This is a genomic window from Alcaligenes faecalis, from assembly GCF_009497775.1.
Taxonomy (GTDB): domain Bacteria; phylum Pseudomonadota; class Gammaproteobacteria; order Burkholderiales; family Burkholderiaceae_B; genus Alcaligenes; species Alcaligenes faecalis_D.
In genome coordinates, this window is record NZ_CP031012.1 from 2572973 (window position 1) to 2589869 (window position 16897).

Here is a 16897-nt window from a genome sequence, read left to right on the forward strand (position 1 = left end):
CTTTGCATAAGGGTTAAAACACGGAAAAATCTTGCTGAGAACCTGACGCAGCCCCACGCAAAACCGCTTTGGATCAGGCGCCTAGGATCAAGGCTCAATCCGCGGTGGCTTCTCTTTTTTCGCGGTGCTGACCGCAGGGGCATCCAGATCTTTCAACTGCGGATCATCAATCTTGCCCGTCACCGCATAGGTGACAGACAAATGGCTGCTCATCGGAATCTGCATCAGCCACTGCGTCAGCAAGGCCCCGACTCCCACCATCGGATTGACGGTGAAGTAGGCGGCAATGGCCGCGCCGCTCATATCCAGATTCGGGTCCACCACCGCAATCAAATCCAGCGTCTCGTCCCAGATATCAATCCAGCCCTTCAGGCTGATCGCCCCCGCCGGGCCCTTGATCTGATAGTTATCCAGCTCCAGCTTGCCCTGCGACAGGTTCATGCGTCCGGTCAGGCTATCGAAGGCAAAGCCTTCCTTCACCGCGCCAAACAAGTCCAGATCCAGGCGGCTCAAGCGCGAGATAGACTGCAAACTCAACAACTCCAGCAGTTTGGCCGAGCGCGATTTCAGGCTGATAAAGCGCCCTTTGCGCAAATCCACATTGAACTGACCGCGGATATTGCGCTTGTCAGAAGACCAGGGGAAGTCACTCCAGAACAAGGCCGCCTGCACCGTGCCGTCACCATCCTTGATGGACTCGGTCAGCAAGCCGCTGACATCCACAAACTGCCCCAAATTGCTTACCTGGCTATTGGCCACCAGCTCCAGCCCACGCTGTGGCCCACTCAAGGCCAAAGAGCCGTAACCATGCAGCTGCATACCCTGGGCATTCAAGGAAAAGTTTTCCAGCGTCCACTTTTTCCCTGTTGCGGCCGGCTTGCCCTTGGCTTCCAGCTTGCCAAAGCGCACGCCATGAATCTGCAAATCATCCACCTTGAAGGAGATCGCAGGCAAATGCAGCTCATCATTCATGGGCAAATCGGCGTCGGCCCAAGCCCAGTCGGGCCTGCCACCGTCAATGTACAAGCGGGAGAAATTGGCATTGAACATGCCGGTGTAACGACCACCTTGATGCTGCGCTTGCAAGCGCCCTTCAGCCTGCTTGGCCTTCATGCTCAGAAACAGTCTGCCAGCAGCATCTTCCGTGCTTTCCATTTCCAGACGGTCCAACAGTTGCCCTCTGAAAAATGCCTGATCCGCATTCAGACGCACCCGCTCCAGCAAAGGCAGCAAGGGACGAGCCGAGGGAGTCAAAGGACTGCCATCCAGATTCTGGCCGAACTCCTCTACCACCCTCTCCCAGGCATCCAGATCCATACGGTCATAGCGGCTATGCAGTTGCAGGCCGCGTTGAGGCCAATTCACCAATCCCGGCGTTCCCATGCTGCCACTTTGAAAGTAACTACCCTGACGGGAACCTTGAGCATGCAGCAGGTTCAGCAAAAAGGTCTGTCTATCTTCCAAGCTGATCTGCAAACGATCCATCTTGGCGGCGGAGTCACTACTCCAGTCCGCCTTCAATTTGGCTGCGCGCTCGGCAGGCTTGTGGAAAGGTTCAGGCAAGTTCAGTGCCAAACCCGTCAGATCGGACTCGGCACCCAAAGAAAAAGAACCCTTGGCGTCCAGCTTCATCAACACGCTATAGGGAGTCTGACCCTGCAAACGCTGCAGGCCCTTCAACTCCAGATACTGTTCCAGACCTTTGGCTGTCAGCACACCACTCAGGCGCAAACCGGGCTTGCCGGGCTCCAGCACACCGCTGATCTGGGTGTCGCCGCCCAGCATCTTGCCCGTCAAGCTTTGGGCACTGACGCCTTTTTCATTAAAAGCCAGCTCGCCCTTCAACGCCGTAAACGAAGGAGCTTCAGGCATGTACTGAAACTCGCCATTGTTCATCTGGATTTGGCCCTGTACCTGGGCATCGTCGGCATTATCCAAAGGAATCTGCAATTTGACGGGTACGGTCCAATCCCCTTTGACGCGGCTGTCGGCCAGCAAGCCATCGAGCAAAGCATTCAGGGGAGACTGATGCACCAGGGCCAGGTAACTGGTCGCCGGTGCCTGGGACACGCCTTCCAGCTTCAGAAAGCTGTTTTGCTCCAGGGACGTGATATGGGTCTGAATATCGCGCAGCACAATATCCTGCTGCTTGGCGATAGGCATACGTGCCTGCTGGGCCACAATATCCAGATTGTCGTTATGCATGCGTATGCTGCCCTGCACGCCTTCCAGACGCGGCCAGGCCAAACGCTTGGGGCGGGCGGGCTGATAATCCACAATCCCCTGATCCAAAGCCCCGGCCACTTCAAAGCTGCCATCCTCCGGGCTCAAGCCATATGGGAAAGTATCCAGGCCACCTTGCAGCCGGATTGTCCCGTCTCGTACCGCCCCCTGCACCAGTCCAGCCTGCATCCATTCACGCGCCAGAGGGTTGACCGTCAAAGGCAGGTAATTCACCAAGGCCGCCAGATTCAGGTGCTTGAATTGCCCCTGCCAGTCCGCTACACCGGCCTCGAACTTGGCATCCTCGCGCCAGCTGCCCGTTAATTGCGCATCCAGATCAGGATTACGCAAAGCCAGATTCATTTTGCTGACGCTGAGTCTGGCCTGCTCGTCACGATGGGCTGTCCCTTGGGCATTGAGCTGATCCACCGCCAGATATTGGGCAAACAAATCCGGCACACGCAGACCAAAACCCTTCATCGACAGCGCCCACTGCACATCACCGCTTTGCTTGCCTTGAGCCAGCGCCTGCAAGTCATTCAGCCCCCCCTCCAGTTCCAGACTGGCTTGCTGCAGTTGCAAACGGTCTTCGCTTTCAGTAAGCACGGCCACATCGCGCAATTGGGCGGCCAGCTGCATCTGTATGGTCTGGGCCGCCTTGGGCTGACTGGCTTGGGCACGCACATCGACCCAGCCCTTATCCAGCGCCACAGGCACATCCAGCCAGGGGCGCAGCCCGGGAGTATCCACCCCTTTAGCCTGCACGGTCATTTCCCAGGGCAGGTCCATCACATCCACATTTTCTGGCAGACGACGTTTGCCCTGCACACGCAAGGCCAAAGCCAGGGACTCGCCCAGATCAGCGGGCAAGGCCGTGGCCAGATTCACCTCGTGCCAGCCCTGTCTGTAGCCAATCTGCAATTCAATCGAAGGCAGATTCAAGGCAGGCGCGCCACGCAGATCATCCTGCCATTGCAAGGACGTCCCCTGAATACGAATGCCACGCTGCTCCAGCAGCCAGCGAACCGGCCCTTGCCAGGCTTCGGGTTCTGACGGGGCACTGTCATCATTCAGATCCAGTACTTGGCCCATCACCAGAATCTGGCCCTGGGGGTCACGCCGCACAGGAATCGTCAAACCTTGTACATCCAGCTGACGCAATTGCAGCGAACCGCTGAACAAGGACTTCCAGCTGATATCGGCTTGCAGCTTGGGCAACTGCAACATGGGCTCCTGCCCTGGCTCTGCCAGCGACAGGTTCGTCACGGAAAGATGGGGATTCCAACCCTGCCAGTCGCCTTTTAATTCTTGAATCTGGACTTGCAGGCCGGTTTGTTCACTGATTTTCTGCACCAGATAGGGACGCAGATTATCCAATTGGGGCACGAGCAAATAACGTAGCCCGACAAGGCTTAGCATCAGCGCAAAATAGAGCACCAGCGCCAGTCGCACAAGCCCTCGAACTACCATGCAATCAATTCCCGAGTATAGTTAGATGCGGTCATTTCCGGCCTAGTCAGACAAGTCATTTCACTTGTCGTTCCCCCCCGTATCCGAAAAGCCTCTTATCGTATGAGCCAGTCCATTATATTGAAGCCCGTGATGCAATGGTCCGGCCCCTTGCGTCGAAAAGTAAACGCTCAGCCACAATTTGGAACGTGGTTGGAAGAGCAAGCCCAGCACCCTGTCACCCCCGCACTGATTACGCAATGGTATAGGACTTTGCTGCCCGAACCCGAGAATGATCGTCTGGCACAAGTGCGCCAGGCCTTGCGCCAACTGCGTGAGCGGGTCTTTCTGGTGCTGATGATCCGCGACATCAATGGCCTGGCGCCGCTGGACGAAGTCATGCAGGCCATGAGCAGCCTGGCTGATCTGGCCGTGGCACAAGCCTATGAAACCGTGGCGCAGCAACTGGCGGAAATCCACGGTATTCCTAAAAACTCGGAAACTGGCCTGCCCCAGGAGATGATTATTTTGGGTATGGGCAAGCTGGGCGGGGGGGAATTAAACGTTTCTTCCGACATTGACCTGATCATGCTCTACGACGAGGACGGCGAAACCGATGGTCGCCGCCCCCTGAGCTATCACGAGTTTTACGGCAAAGTTACCCAGCGCATGATGCCCGTGCTGTCCGATACGGACGCCTTCGGCCAGGTGTTTCGCACCGACTTGCGCCTGCGCCCGGACGGCGATTCCGGGCCACTGGCCTGGAGCATGCAGGCTCTGGAAAACTATCTGGTCAACCAAGGCCGGGAATGGGAGCGCTATGCCTGGATCAAGGCTCGTCCCATCAAGGCCCAGGCCTTTGAAGGCAGCCGCAGCGCTGGAGATGTGCATCACTTCGAAGCGCTGCGTACCCCTTTTGTGTACCGCAAGTATTTTGACTTTGATGCCCTGTCTGCCCTGCGCGGCCTGCGCGAACGCATCCGTCAGGACTGGACACGTCGTGCCCTGAACCGCAATGGCGTGGAGACCTGGCACAACATCAAGCTGGGGGACGGCGGAATTCGAGAAATTGAGTTTGTGGTTCAGCTCAACCAGCTGATTCGCGGTGGACGACAGCCTTCCCTGCAAACACCCAGCCTGCACAAGGCCCTGCGCGGTCAATGCGCAGCCGGTCTGCTGGACCAGGAGGTCTGCGACAAGCTGCTGGCCGCCTATACCTTCTTGCGGCGTGTCGAACACCGCCTGCAGTACCGTGAGGACGAGCAAACCCATTTGCTGCCCCAGGACGAAGAACTGCGCACCGAGCTGGCGGCCACGTTGGGCCTGAGCCTGGCCGATTTCGACGACCAGCTAGGCCAGCACAGAAAGTTTGTGTCGCACACCTTCCGCAACGCCTTCCGTCTGGCCGGTATGGGCGAAGAAGCCAGTGCCGAGCCTCCTGCAGCGGCAGCCCCCGCCCCCGAAGTCAACAGCGCCGAGCAAGATCAGGCTTTGCAGGAGCGCATCGAACAATTGCGTCAGGCCCTGCTGAACAGCCATCGCCTGCGCAGCCTGCCCAATGCCAGCCTGGATCGCGTCCAGCGCTTGATCCCCTTGGCCGAGGACTACGCCTATCGTTCCGAAAACCCGGAAATGACGGCGACCCGGCTCTTCAACCTGATCGAGCTGATTGCCCAGCGCAGTGCCTATCTGGCTTTGCTGGCTGAATACCCCGATACCCTGGCCCGTGTTGCCCGTATTGTCTCGGCCAGCCCTTGGGCCGCGCAGTATCTGGCTCAATACCCGCTCCTGCTGGACAGCCTGATCGAATGGCATTCGCTGATGGAGATTCCGGACTTTGCCGCCCTGTCCGAGCAAATGTGCCGCGATCTGGACGCGTGCCGCCTGCCCGATGGCCAGGCCGATGTCGAACAGCAAATGAACATGATGCGCGACTGGCAGCACCAGATCACCTTCCAATTGCTGGCTCAGGATCTGGAAGGCGTGTTGACGGTAGAGGCTCTGGCCGACCAGCTCTCGGCCCTGGCCGACATGATGCTGGCCGAAACGCTGGAGCGCACCTGGCCTCTGACGCGCCCCCGCAGTCTGGGCCCCGAACACGACACTCCGCCCCGCTTTGCCGTCATTGCCTACGGCAAGCTGGGCGGCAAGGAAATTGGCTACGCTTCGGACCTGGATCTGGTATTTCTGTACGACGATCCCAGCCAGGACAATGTGGAGCGCTACATCAAACTGGCTCGCCGCATGACCAGTTGGTTATCAGCCATGACCTCCTCTGGCCGCCTCTACGATATTGACCTGCGTTTGCGCCCGGATGGTGATGCGGGTTTGCTGGCTGTCAGCGTGGATGCTTTCGAGCAGTATCAAACCCGCAGCGCCTGGTCCTGGGAGCATCAAGCCATTACCCGCGCCCGTTTTGTGACCGGGGATGCCCAGATCAAGGAACGTTTCGATGAAATCCGCCGCTCCATCCTGTTGATGGAGCGTGACCGTCGCAAACTGCGCGCTGACATTCTGGACATGCGTGACAAGATCAGCGCCGGACACCCCAACCGCAGCGAACTGTTTGACTTGAAACACGACCGTGGCGGCATGGTGGACGTGGAGTTCATCACCCAGTATCTGGTGCTGTGCCATAGTCGTGAGCATCCCAAACTGCTGGAAAACCTGGGCAATATCGCCTTGCTGGGCATTGCCGCACAGGCGGGCCTGATTGCGGTAGACCATGCCCAGGAAGTGGCCGACGCCTACCGTGCCCTGCGCCGTCGTCAGCACGCTTTGCGTCTGGAAGGGGCAGAAAAAGCCCGTGTGCCGCAAACCGAGCTGACTCAGGAACGGCAGGCCGTTACGCGTCTATGGGACGAGGTCCTGGGGTACTAAGGCAACAGATTGATTTCACTAAACTTTGCCAAGAATCTACAATAGTCGCATTGATTTATTGTGCGACCGACTCGGGACGCCTTTTTTCTCGGATTCAGATTCATGTCCACTCAGCTCAATCGTCCAGTTTTAACCATGCCGGAGAAGCGCGAGAAATTGCTGCTGCACTCCTGCTGCGCCCCCTGTTCGGGCGAGGTGATGGAGGCCTTGCACGCCTCGGGGATTGAATACACCGTTTTCTTCTACAACCCCAATATCCACCCGGCCCGCGAGTACGAACTGCGCAAGCAGGAAAACATTCGCTTTGCCGAAGAACACGGCATCGAGTTCATTGACGCCGATTACGACGTGGATAACTGGTTTGAACGTGTACGCGGCCTGGAACATGCCCCCGAGCGTGGCGAGCGCTGCACCGTCTGCTTTGATATGCGCTTTGAGCGCACGGCCCTCTACGCCCATGAAAATGGCTACGACATCATCTCGAGCGTGCTGGGTATTTCGCGCTGGAAAGACATGAACCAGATCAACGACTGTGGCGAACGCGCTGCAGCCCGTTATCCGGAGATGAAGTACTGGACCTACAACTGGCGCAAAGGTGGCGGCTCGCAACGCATGCTGGAAATCAGCAAACGCGAGAACTTCTATCAGCAGGAATACTGCGGTTGCGTGTACTCGCTGCGCGACACCAACCGTCACCGCCGCTCGCAAGGCCGCCCTCGTGTCGAGATCGGTGTGAAGTTCTACGGCAAGGATGAACTGGACCTGACTCCGCCTCCGGCACCGGTTCAAGAGAATGCCTAAGCAAGACCTGTACGGTCTTTACGGACTCAGTACACCTGGCCAAGACAGCCTCCGCCTGCCAGATGTCCCTTATACGAACATGACACCGATGAGCCACACCAAGATTCTGGATAGCTTTGTCTTTGCCAAAACCCAAGTGGGTGACACAGATCAGAGGTAAAGCAACCCAGGCTTGAAACACTCCGTAGAGCCAAAGAAAAAGCGCCCTGGTTTCCCAAGGCGCTTTTTTACTGCTGTTTCAACTACGATTTACTGCATGTGCTGGTCATCTCTACTGCTCAACGCTCACCAGCACAACAGTAATTAGCGTCTGCTGATTACTGGATACTGCGGCTGAACGTAAATTCGCCGTCCTTCCAGTCCACAGGCACCACATCTTTAGGACCAAAGCGGCCTTCCAGAATCAGGCGAGCCACCGGGTTTTCAATGTGCTGCTGGATGGCACGTTTCAAAGGACGTGCACCGAACACAGGGTCAAACCCGGCCTTGGCCAACTGCGCCAAAGCAGCCTCGCTGACTTCCAGATGCATGTCACGCTGAGCCAGACGCTGATCCAGACGTTCAAGCTGGATACGAGCAATGGACTCGATGTGTTCTGCTTCCAGACCGTGGAACACCACCACTTCATCAATACGGTTCAGGAACTCGGGGCGGAAATGCTGTTTCACCTCTTCCCACACCACTTCCTTGATCACATCGTAAGGCTCACCTGACAAACGCTGGATATGCTGCGAACCCAGGTTGGAGGTCATGATGATTACCGTATTACGGAAGTCCACTGTACGACCTTGACCGTCAGTCAAACGACCGTCGTCCAGCACCTGCAAGAGCACGTTAAAGACGTCGGGGTGCGCTTTCTCTACCTCGTCCAGCAGAATCACCGAATAAGGTTTGCGACGCACGGCCTCGGTCAGGTAACCGCCCTCTTCGTAGCCCACGTAGCCGGGAGGCGCCCCGATCAAACGAGCCACCGAGTGTTTCTCCATGAATTCGCTCATGTCGATACGAATCATGTGATCCTCGGAATCAAAGAGGAAGTTGGCCAATGCCTTGGTCAGCTCGGTCTTACCCACACCAGTTGGCCCCAGGAACAGGAAGGAACCATAAGGGCGGGACGGATCAGACAGACCCGCACGCGAGCGACGGATAGCATCCGACACCAGACGTACTGCCTCACCTTGGCCGACCACACGCTTGTGCAGGTAGTCTTCCATCTGCAAGAGCTTTTCACGCTCGCCCTGCATCATCTTGGACACAGGAATACCGGTTGCACGCGAAACCACTTCCGCGATTTCCTCGGCACCGACCTGCGTACGCAGCAAGCGAGGTTTGTCCTGATCCGCCTTGTCCATATTGGCTTCGGCCGCTTTCAGACGCTCTTCCAGCTCGGGCAGCTTGCCGTATTGCAGCTCGGCCAACTTGTCGAACTGACCCTTGCGTTGCAACTCGGCCATTTCGGCACGGACTTTCTCGATTTCCTCTTTAACGACTTGCGAGCCCTGGACGGCCGCTTTTTCGGCTTTCCAGATCTCTTCGTAGTCGTTGTACTCGCGCTGCAGCTTTTCCATCTCGTCATTGATGGCCTGCAAACGACGCTGAGAGGCCTCGTCCGTATCCTTGATGACGGCTTCACGCTCGATCTTCAACTGAATGATGCGGCGATCCAGCTTGTCCATGACCTCGGGCTTGGAGTCGATCTCCATACGGATACGGGCAGCGGCCTCGTCGATCAGGTCAATGGCCTTATCGGGCAGGAAGCGGTCCGTAATGTAACGCTGCGACAGCTCGGCCGCGGCCACAATGGCAGGGTCGGTAATCGCAACACCGTGGTGCAGCTCGTAGCGCTCCTGCAAACCGCGCAGAATCGCAATCGTGGACTCCATGTCAGGTTCGTTCACCAGCACCTTCTGGAAACGGCGCTCCAGAGCGGCATCCTTCTCGATGTATTGGCGGTACTCGTTCAGCGTAGTCGCACCAATACAGTGCAGCTCGCCACGCGACAAGGCGGGTTTGAGCATATTGCCGGCATCCATGGCACCTTCGGCCTTGCCAGCGCCCACCATGGTGTGCAGCTCGTCAATGAAGACAATGGTTTTGCCATCGTCCTTGGACAGCTCTTTCAAGACAGCTTTCAGACGTTCTTCAAATTCGCCACGGTACTTGGCACCGGCCAGCAGAGCGGCCAGATCCAGTACCAGAACGCGCTTGCCCTTCAGGGTTTCGGGCACTTCGTTGTTCACGATACGCTGCGCCAGACCCTCCACAATGGCGGTCTTACCCACCCCAGGCTCACCAATCAACACGGGGTTGTTCTTGGTACGACGCTGCAGAATCTGGATCGTGCGGCGAATTTCGTCGTCACGGCCAATCACCGGGTCCAGCTTGCCCAAACGGGCGCGCTCGGTCAGGTCTGTGGTGTATTTGTCCAGCGCCTCACGGTTGCTATCACCTTCAGCGTCATTCACATTGGCACCACCGCGTACGGCTTCAATGGCGGCTTCCAGCGCACGACGCTGCAAACCGGCATCACGCAGAGCACGACCAGTTTCACCCTTGTCATCGGCCAGGGCCAGCAGGAACAATTCGCTGGCGATATAGGTGTCACCGCGCTGAGCGGCTTCCTTGTCGGTTTTGGCCAAAGCCGCTTGCAGGGCCGAACTAAGCTGCTGCTGACCTTCCGCCCCTTGTACCTTGGGCAGATTGGAGATCAGGCGGTTAAGCTCGTTTTCCAGACGGGGAATGGCAACGCCCGCACGGGCCAGCAAGCTGCCGGTGCCAGAATCAGCATCAGCCAGCAAGGCGACCAGTACGTGGGCGGGTTCCAGATAGGGGTTGTCTTCGCGAACAGCCAGGCTTTGCGCATCCGCTAAAGCCTGTTGAAACTTCGTTGTCAATTTATCGATTCGCATAGAATTTTCACTTCAGAAAATATGCGATCAGCTAAAGCAAACAGTTACCAAATACTGCTCGCCCAGATCTCGCAACAAATAACAGGATGAATTGAAGATAAGGACAAAAACCAAGTATTCAAGTGTTTAGATCGCTTTTAAACAACAACATGGCAGGGGTAGTTACAGTGCGCTGTACCCGGCATGGGGAGCCACTTCCCGCGTGGCGCGGGCCTTAAGAACTAAACATATTAAGGATTAGCGGGAATACCAACCAATAAAAAGCTACAATTACACTTGATTTGACTCAAAGATTTAGCGTTTCGCCATCTGACATTATTCCTTATGCAAAAACGTATCTCGGTTACCGCTGACTCCATACGCTGCTCCAGCTGTATGCTCAATGAGGTGTGTCTACCTCTTGGGATGCCTAAGCATGAAATGGAGCGGTTGGACGAATTAGTCAAGGAGCGCATCCGCATCCCCAAGGGCGGCGTGCTGTTTCGACTGGCCGACTCAGTCGAGGGAATCTATGGTCTGCGCTCTGGTTCGATCAAGATGCAGCTGGAAGATTCCACCGGCCACATCCAGATTACGGGCTTTTTATTACCAGGAGAAATCCTGGGCATGGATAGCCTGGTTGAAAATCGCCATGTCTCCCATGCCATCGCCCTGGAAGACAGCGAAGTCTGTGTGATCCGCCTCGATGATCTGGACCGCCTGTCGGCCCAGTTGCCTATCTTGCAGCAACAGTTCCGTCGCCTGATGAGCAAGGAAATCAACCGTGCGCATCAACTGATGATGACCCTGGCCGGACTGCGTTCCGAACAGCGCCTGGCTGCCTTCTTGCTGAACCTGTCCCAGCGCCTGTCGCTGCTTGGCTACTCCCCTTACGAATTCATTCTACGCATGAGCCGCGAAGAAATCGGCAACTTCCTGGGCCTGACGCTGGAAACCGTCAGCCGCCTGTTCTCGCGTTTTGCGCGCGAAGGTCTGCTGAAAATCTCCCAGCGCGAAGTCCACTTGCTGGACCTGGCCGCCCTGCGCACGCTGGCAGGCACGGAGTGCGACTAAATCACCTGGCTGTTGCCTAGGGCTCAGGCAGGCCGCCGAACGTCTCTACGGCCTGCTGTATCGCTCCCCAGCGCCAGACGCGCACAAAAAAAAGCACATGCAATTTGCATGTGCTTTTTTATCTCCTGGCGCTTGTCCGAATCAGTCCAGACTGTCTGCCGGTTCAGCCAGTACCGCTGGCGAACCAGAGGACATATACAGGCTAAGCGTACAAGCCACCGAAGCGGCCACCCAGAACAGAAAAAACGCCACCGTATAAAAGGTCAGTCGATCTACTTGCATATGTCCAAGTACAACGATGTCCAACGGGTCCACCAACGCAAACACAATTGCACTCAGTACCCCAGCGACCAGGAATGAAGGCCACAGTATCCACATCAACGATCGGATGGTCATTCGTACCCCCTTCTTGAACGGAAACATACTTCTCTCAACCCTAGCGTAACGGTGAATCAACTGCTCTTAGCGCTGCTCGCGGGCAGGCTCTGTCTTGGTGACAACCAGACCTTGCTTGACGCCGCCGTCCGAAACTCCCTGGTTACTGAAGTTCTGAAAGGCCAACACAATAGTAATGACGCAGCCCACGATAGCCAGAGCCGGTCCGGCCATCAGCAACCAGGGCCACGGTTCACGCCACCAGGGTCCACTGTCCTTTGATTCGTCCATGTTTTGCTCTTTATAAAGTTACTGAGGAATATAAAAACTACTGCGTTCGTTCACGTAGGTCTTGCGGCCCCCTTCATGCTCGCCTACTGCCTGGATGGAAATACCATACAGGCCTGGCTTGGCACTACTAATTGGGACTTGCACCACGACCGGCAACAATCTATTGCCAGCAGGTGCCACATGAATGTGATCCTGGCCGTTCTCGGTCAAATGAATGCGTGCGCCTTCCAGACCAGTGACGGACAACTGCAGCTCCATCGCCTCTTCCGAGGTATTGATGACTTGCAGGCGGAACACGTTTTCAATCATGCCGCCGGGCACTTCACGGCCCAACGCGCCACGGTCGCGGATCACGTCCACACGCATCGGTGTCCGGGTTGCCAAGGTATAGACGAAGGCACCACAAATGACAGCCAGAATCAGGATATAAGACAGCACGCGCGGGCGCAGCATGCGACGTCGCACCTGCGGCTGCGTCATGCGCTCTTTAATGGCACGTTCCGAGGTGTAGCGGATCAGGCCCTTTTCGTAGCCCATCTTGTCCATGACCTGATCACAGACGTCCACACAGGCACCACAGCCAATACACATGTATTGCAGGCCATCACGAATATCAATGCCGGTCGGACAGACTTGAACACAGAGGCTGCAGTCCACACAATCGCCCATGCCGGCTTCTTTATGGTCAATCTTGCGAGATCGACCGCCTCGGGTTTCACCACGCACGAAGTCGTAGGTAACCACAAAGGTATCGCTGTCCACCATGGCACTTTGGAAACGCGCGTAGGGGCACATGTACTTACAGACGGCTTCGCGCATGAAACCTGCGTTACCCCAGGTGGCAAAGGCGTAGAACAAGAGCCAGAACCACTGCCAGGGGCCCAGGGACAAGGCGATCAGTTCACCACCCAGTTCACGGATAGGCGCGAAGTAGCCGATAAAGGTAAAGCCGGTCCACAAGGCAATCACAATCCACAGGAAGTGCTTGGTTGCCTTGAGACGTAATTTGCGGGCGTTCCAGGCCTGTTCATCCAGGCGGATACGCGCCAGACGGTCACCTTCCACCTTGCGCTCGACCCACATGAAGATCTCGGTGTAGACCGTCTGCGGACAGGCATAACCACAGAACAAGCGGCCGGCCATGGCGGTGAAAAGGAATAAGGAGAAGGCAGATATAAGCAGCAGCACCGTCAGGTAGATAACGTCCTGGGGCCACAGAATCATGCCAAAGATGTAGAACTTGCGTTCCAGCAGGTCAAACAGCACTGCCTGACGGCCGTGCCATTCCAGCCATGGCAGACCATAGAAAATGATCTGCGTGAAATACACCATCCAGATCCGCCAGCGGGCGAATACGCCCTTGACGGATCGTGGATAGATTTTGCTGCGCACATCGACCAGCGCCTTCTCGACTTGCGGAGAGGTTCCACCCGCTCCCTTGGTGTTACGTGGAGGTTGCCACTTGGGCACAGTTCCCTGCGCGGTATCAGCGCTCGGTTGGGAAGAATCACTACTCATTGCAAGTCCTGAAGGCGTCAGATCAATTTAAAACACATTAGTTAGCCTGGGCAGGCTCGGCATTATTCGACAAGCCCCAGACCCAACCAGCCAGCAAACGAATCTGCTCAGGAGTCAGAGTGGCTTTCTGAGCCGGCATCTGGTTGGTACGACCCTGCAGGACGGTCTGAACGATGGTGGCTTCGGAGCTGCCATACAGCCAGTAATCGTCAGTCAGGTCAGGAGCGCCCAACAGCGTGTTGCCCTTGGCATCCGCACCGTGACAGGCAAAACATGCGCTGTCATAGACACGTTTACCAGCAACCAGACGCAGAGGATCTGCAGCCAGGCCGGACAAGGAACGCACATACTGAGCCACATCGGAGGCTTGAGCGGGGGTGAATTGCGCTTGTGGCGGCATCATCCCGGTACGGCCTTCGGTAATGGTGTGCAGAATCTGCTCGGGCTCGCCACCCCACAACCAGGCTTTGTTGGCCAGGTTAGGGAAGCTGGGAGCACCTTGTGCATCGGAGCCGTGACACTGGGCGCAGTTGTTCAGGAACAAACGCTGACCAATTTCGCGGGCTTCCTGATCGCGAGCGATCTCTTCGATAGGCATTTCGCGGTAACGGGCGTACACAGGCTCCAGGCGAGCATTGATCTCGGCCTGTTGCTGCTTGACCTGTTGGCCGGAGCTAAAGCCCAGCGTGCCCTTGAAGTTGCCCAGGCCGGGGTACAGCACCAGATAACCCAAGGCAAACACACACAAACCGATGTACATCACGGTCCACCAGCGTGGCACGGGTGTATTCAGTTCGGTCAGGTCACCGTCCCAAACGTGGCCGGTTTCTTCTACGTCGACGGTCTTGCCCAGAAATGCGCGCTGGGTAAAGAGCAGCCACAAGCAAAACACGATGCCCAGCAAGGCGATACCGGAGATCCAGAGGCTCCAGCCATTATTAAAAAAGTCACTCATTCGGAACCCCCAGGGTTTTTATCGTTACTTCCCTCGTCGGGCAAGGCGAAAGGCAGAAGCGCTGCTTCTTCGTTGGCCTGGCGGCGTCCTCGAGAGAACGCCCACCAGCAAATGCCAAGGAAGGTAGCCATCGCCAAAGCGGTCACAACAGCGTTGATGATGGCTAACATTTAGTGGCTCCCCTGCTCCACAGCCTTGGCGGCTGCGTCGCGACTGGCTACGCCCAGACCTTGCAGATAAGCAACCACCGCGTCTTCTTCGGTCTTGCCTACCAGCTCCTGAGGAGCAGCATCAATTTGTTCCTGCGTGTAAGGCACACCCAAGGTACGCAGGACATTCATGCGGTCCTGAATGTTTTCGCCTTCCACCGAGTTTTTCTGCAGCCATGGGTAGGCAGGCATATTGGACTCTTTGACCACGTTACGTGGGTTGCGCAAGTGAATGCGGTGCCATTCGTCGCTGTAGCGCTGACCCACACGAGCCAGGTCAGGACCGGTACGCTTGGAACCCCACAGGAAGGGGTGGTCGTACACGGACTCACCCGCCAGCGAGTAAGGACCGTAGCGCTGCACTTCGGACTGCAGCATACGAATTTGCTGCGAGTGACAGCCCACACACCCTTCACGGATGTAGATATCGCGACCCATCAGCCTTAACGGCTCGTAAGGCTGAATGCCTTCGGTAGGCTGGGTGGTCGAGTGTTGAAAGAACAAAGGTACGATCTGCACCAGGCCAGCGAAGGAAATCACCAAGATACTCAGGATGATCAGCAGCCCGGTGTTTTTCTCGATCGTGGCGTGCGAAAAGCGCTTGTTAGTGTCATTAGCCATGATTTACTCCTTAGGCCAGCAAAGTGGTTGGACCAACCAGCGCTGGGTCGCGGGCATCCGGGTTTTTCAGGGGCACAACAGGGTTGATACCTTTCTGACCTGCACGAACGGTCAGGAACACGTTCCAGGACATCAGCAAGATACCGGCCACAAAGAAGGCGCCGCCCAAAGCACGGATTGCGTAGAAGGGGTAAGTAGCCTTCACGACTTCCACAAAGCTGTACGTCAAGGTGCCATCAACACCGGTAGCACGCCACATCAGACCTTGCATCACACCGGCAATCCACATTGCGGCGATATACAGCACCACGCCCAGGGTAGCCAGCCAGAAGTGCAGGTCGATCAGACGAGGACGAGCCATTTCAGTACGGCCGTACAGACGGGGGATCAGGTAGTACAGGGAACCGAAGGTAATCATGGCAACCCAGCCCAGCGCACCGGAGTGCACGTGACCAATGGTCCAGTCGGTGTAGTGCGACAGCGCGTTCACCGTACGGATAGCCATCATGGAGCCTTCAAAGGTGGACATACCGTAGAAGGACAGAGCCACAACCATGAACTTCAGGATCGCGTCAGTACGCAGCTTGTGCCAGGCACCCGACAAGGTCATGATGCCGTTGATCATGCCGCCCCAGGAGGGAGCCAGCAAAATCAGGGAGAAAGTCATGCCCAGAGACTGGGTCCAGTCTGGCAAGGAGGTGTACAGCAAGTGGTGAGGACCTGCCCACATGTACGTAAAGCCCAGGGCCCAGAAGTGGACGATGGACAAGCGGTAGGAGTAGATGGGACGGTTGGCCTGTTTGGGGATGAAGTAGTACATCATGCCCAGGAAGGACGTGGTCAGGAAAAAGCCCACGGCGTTATGGCCGTACCACCACTGCACCATGGCGTCCTGCACACCGGCGTAGGCCGAGTAGGACTTCATGAAGCTGACTGGCAGTTCCAGGTTGTTGAAAATGTGCAGTACAGCGATGGTGACGATGTAGGAGCCAAAGAACCAGTTGGCCACATAAATGTGACGTACACGGCGCTTGACGATCGTGCCAAAGAACACAATGGCGTAAGCCACCCAGACCAGCGTGATCAGGATGTCAATGGGCCATTCCAGTTCGGCGTACTCTTTGGAGCTGGTGTAACCCATAGGCAGGGTAATGACCGCAGCCACCAGCACAGCTTGCCAGCCCCAGAAAGTGAAGGCTGCCAGCTTGTCGCAGAACAAACGGGCCTGACAGGTACGCTGCACGACATAGTAGGATGTCGCGAACAAGCCGGTGCCACCAAAGGCAAAAATCACAGCGTTCGTATGCAGTGGACGCAGACGTCCAAAACTAAGCCACGGTGTGTCGAAATTGAGTTCTGGCCAAATCAACTGCAAGGCAATAAAAAGGCCTATTGCCATGCCGATGACGCCCCAAAATACGGTCATGATGGCGAACTGCCTCACAATCCCGTAATTGAAGACTTCGGCGTTATTTCCGACTGCATCGGAAGTGCCCATTTGCTTCCCCTAAACAAACATTGTTAATACAAGCGACAACAAGCTACATCATCCAGCAAGTCGGTAATCCGCTACTTGATGCTTATCAAAAAACTTCGGAAAGCACGCGCTCGCG

At 56.5% G+C, this 16897-nt stretch carries 12 protein-coding genes; 3 read left to right on the top strand and 9 right to left on the bottom strand.

Features of this window, described 5'->3' with window-relative positions:
- Window positions 1–87: 87 nt before the first annotated feature.
- Window positions 88–3693 carry a YhdP family protein gene (locus DUD43_RS11980; protein WP_153230470.1) on the bottom strand — a complete coding sequence of 1202 codons (3606 nt, stop codon included), beginning with the start codon at window positions 3691–3693 and terminating at the stop codon, window positions 88–90.
- A gap of 102 nt (window positions 3694–3795) precedes the next feature.
- Here DUD43_RS11980 and glnE point away from each other — a divergent pair, with 102 nt between their 5' ends.
- Both glnE and DUD43_RS11990 read left to right on the top strand, forming a co-directional pair.
- Window positions 3796–6552, top strand: coding sequence for a bifunctional [glutamate--ammonia ligase]-adenylyl-L-tyrosine phosphorylase/[glutamate--ammonia-ligase] adenylyltransferase (gene glnE, locus DUD43_RS11985; RefSeq protein ID WP_153230471.1), 2757 nt, complete (start codon window positions 3796–3798; stop codon window positions 6550–6552).
- 102 nt (window positions 6553–6654) lie between these two features.
- The gene (locus DUD43_RS11990; protein ID WP_153230472.1) at window positions 6655–7353 is read left to right on the top strand and encodes an epoxyqueuosine reductase QueH; all 699 of its coding nucleotides are present in this window, start codon (window positions 6655–6657) and stop codon (window positions 7351–7353) included.
- Window positions 7354–7670: 317 nt separating this feature from the next.
- Here DUD43_RS11990 and clpB read toward each other — a convergent pair whose 3' ends face one another.
- Window positions 7671–10262 (bottom strand): ATP-dependent chaperone ClpB, encoded by a 2592-nt coding sequence (gene clpB / locus DUD43_RS11995; RefSeq protein WP_153230473.1) that lies wholly within the window; start codon window positions 10260–10262, stop codon window positions 7671–7673.
- Window positions 10263–10586: 324 nt separating this feature from the next.
- Between clpB and DUD43_RS12000 the strand changes: the two genes are divergently transcribed.
- A complete protein-coding gene (locus tag DUD43_RS12000; protein WP_009455938.1) occupies window positions 10587–11315 on the top strand; it encodes a helix-turn-helix domain-containing protein in 729 nt (242 codons plus the stop codon).
- Between the two features lie 141 nt (window positions 11316–11456).
- Here DUD43_RS12000 and DUD43_RS12005 read toward each other — a convergent pair whose 3' ends face one another.
- From DUD43_RS12005 to ccoN, 7 genes are all read right to left on the bottom strand, one after another.
- On the bottom strand, window positions 11457–11711 hold the full coding sequence (locus tag DUD43_RS12005; RefSeq protein ID WP_153230474.1) for a hypothetical protein: 255 nt from the start codon (window positions 11709–11711) through the stop codon (window positions 11457–11459).
- 66 nt (window positions 11712–11777) lie between these two features.
- Window positions 11778–11981, bottom strand: a complete 204-nt coding sequence (locus DUD43_RS12010; protein ID WP_153230475.1) for a FixH family protein — start codon at window positions 11979–11981, stop codon at window positions 11778–11780.
- Between the two features lie 18 nt (window positions 11982–11999).
- Window positions 12000–13499 carry a cytochrome c oxidase accessory protein CcoG gene (ccoG, locus tag DUD43_RS12015; RefSeq protein WP_153230476.1) on the bottom strand — a complete coding sequence of 500 codons (1500 nt, stop codon included), beginning with the start codon at window positions 13497–13499 and terminating at the stop codon, window positions 12000–12002.
- Between the two features lie 37 nt (window positions 13500–13536).
- On the bottom strand, window positions 13537–14454 hold the full coding sequence (gene ccoP, locus DUD43_RS12020) for a cytochrome-c oxidase, cbb3-type subunit III (RefSeq protein WP_153230477.1): 918 nt from the start codon (window positions 14452–14454) through the stop codon (window positions 13537–13539).
- Window positions 14451–14624: a cbb3-type cytochrome oxidase subunit 3 gene (locus DUD43_RS12025; RefSeq protein WP_153230478.1), complete on the bottom strand. Its 174-nt coding sequence runs from the start codon at window positions 14622–14624 to the stop codon at window positions 14451–14453. Before DUD43_RS12025 ends, ccoP begins: the two co-directional genes overlap by 4 nt.
- Entirely contained in the window at window positions 14625–15284 is a 660-nt protein-coding gene (ccoO, locus tag DUD43_RS12030) for a cytochrome-c oxidase, cbb3-type subunit II (RefSeq protein WP_153230479.1), read from the bottom strand.
- Between the two features lie 10 nt (window positions 15285–15294).
- A complete protein-coding gene (ccoN, locus tag DUD43_RS12035; protein WP_153230480.1) occupies window positions 15295–16782 on the bottom strand; it encodes a cytochrome-c oxidase, cbb3-type subunit I in 1488 nt (495 codons plus the stop codon).
- Window positions 16783–16897: the final 115 nt, after the last annotated feature.